Here is a 1,895-nt window from a genome sequence, read left to right as displayed (position 1 = left end):
TCCCCGTCGTGGGCCAGCAGCAGGCCCTCCGCCGTCATGCCGGCCTCGCGGGCGGTGGTCAGGTGTCGGTGCAGGTGCCGGACTTCCCCATGCACGGGGATGAAGTTCCTGGGGCGGATCAGCTCCAGCACCCGGCGCTGCTGGGGGCGGCTGGCGTGTCCGGAGACGTGCACGCCGGGCTCCACCTGCGCGTACACGATGCGGGCGCCGCGCCAGTGGAGCTGGTCGAGCAGCGCGCCCACGGAGCGCTCGTTGCCGGGGATGGGGCGGGCGCTGACGATGACGGTGTCGCCGGGCTCCAGGCGCACGGGCCCGTCCCCATTCGCCAGCTGGGTGAGGCCCGCGCGAGGCTCGCCCTGCGCGCCGGTGGTGAGCACCGCCACGCGGTGGGGCGCGAGCTTGGGCACGTTATCCAGGTGCACGAAGAGCGAGTCGGGCACGTCCAGGTAGCCCATCTCCCGCGCCAGCTCCACGTTGCGCACCATGCTGCGGCCCTGGAGCGCGACGAGCCGGCCGGTGCGCTCGCACAGCGCCAGCAGGTGCCGGATGCGGTGGAGGTTGGAGGAGAACTGGGCCACCACGATGCGGCCCTTCGTCTCGTGGAAGAGGCGCTCGAAGGTGGTCTGCACCACGCGCTCGCTGCCCGTCTCATCCACATGCTCGGAGTTGGTGGAGTCCGACAGGAGGCACAGCACGCCTTCGTCGCCCGCCTCGCCCCAGCGCTCCAGGTCCGTCTTGAGCCCGTCGATGGGGTCGGGGTCCAGCTTGAAGTCCCCGGTGTGGATGACGGTGCCTTCGGGCGAGCGCACGATGAAGCCCACCGCGTCCGGCACGGTGTGCGTCACGCGCGTGGCCTCCACGGTGAAGACGCTGCCCACGGGGAAGGGCGTGCGCGGCTCGATTTCGCGCAGGTCCGCCTTCACGCCCAGCTCCTCCAGGCGGTTGCGCGCGAGCGCGAGCGTGAAGCGCGTGCCGTAGATGGGGACCGGCAATTCGCCCAGCAGGTAGGGGAGCGCGCCGATGTGGTCTTCGTGGCCGTGCGTGAGGAGCACGCCCTTCACCTGGGCCGCGTTGCGCTGCAGGTGCGTGAAGTCCGGGACGATGATGTCCACGCCGGGCATTCCCGACGAGGGGAACATCAGGCCGGCGTCGATGAGCAGCATCTCCCCACGACAGGCGAGCACCATGGCGTTGAGGCCGATTTCGCCAAGGCCGCCCAGAGGGATGACGTGGAGCATGTGTCCGGAAGTCTAAGGGCCCGGCCCCTCCGGTGCGTGGGAAACCGCACCCTGGACCACCGCGAGCGCGCGCCCGCCTGCTTGACGGAATCCAACTAAAGGCTTAGTTGTATTCGAACTAAGGTTTTAGTTCGAAGCCGGGAGGCCCTGCCCGTGACGAAGCCGACGTCATCCGACGAGGAGTCCAAGCCGCTCACTCCGGTGGAGCTGGAGCTGATGCAGCTCGTGTGGAGGTTGGGGGAGGTGAGCGTGGCGGACGTGCTGGCGGCGCTGCCTCCGGAGCGCAAGTTGGCCTACACGTCGGTATCCACGGTGCTGCGCATCCTGGAGCAGAAGGGCGTGATGCAGAGCCGCAAGGAGGGGCGGGGGCACCTGTACTCGGCGCGGCTGACGCGCGAGGCCTATGAGGCCCAGAGCGTGCGCCACCTGGTGGCGACGGTGTTCGACGGGACGCCTTCGTCTCTGGTGGCGCGGCTGGTGGAGGCGGTGCCGCTGTCCGCGGACGAGGTGGAGCAGATCCGCAAGCTGCTGGGCCGCAAGGGGGGCCGGGGATGAGCGCCACGGTCCGGGACGTGCTGGCCGCGTACCTCACGGCGGCGGTGCTGGTGGCGGTGGGCTTCGGGCTGTTGCGCGCGGTGCTGGCGCTGGGGATGGAGC

2 protein-coding genes are annotated in these 1,895 nt (G+C 70.3%); one reads left to right on the top strand and one right to left on the bottom strand.

What is annotated here, in order from left to right; all coding sequences use genetic code 11:
* A partial coding sequence (locus tag D7X55_RS39030) for a ribonuclease J (protein ID WP_147470407.1) occupies positions 1–1,238 on the bottom strand: 1,238 nt, incomplete at its 3' end.
* A gap of 153 nt (positions 1,239–1,391) precedes the next feature.
* Here D7X55_RS39030 and D7X55_RS39025 point away from each other — a divergent pair.
* Positions 1,392–1,793, top strand: coding sequence for a BlaI/MecI/CopY family transcriptional regulator (locus D7X55_RS39025; protein ID WP_121725677.1), 402 nt, complete (start codon positions 1,392–1,394; stop codon positions 1,791–1,793).
* The last annotated feature ends 102 nt before the right edge of the window (positions 1,794–1,895 follow it).

This window comes from Corallococcus sp. AB049A (assembly GCF_003668885.1).
Classification (GTDB): Bacteria; Myxococcota; Myxococcia; order Myxococcales; family Myxococcaceae; genus Corallococcus; species Corallococcus interemptor.
Note: the sequence above shows the minus strand (reverse complement) of the source record. Positions and strands in the feature narration are given on the sequence as shown.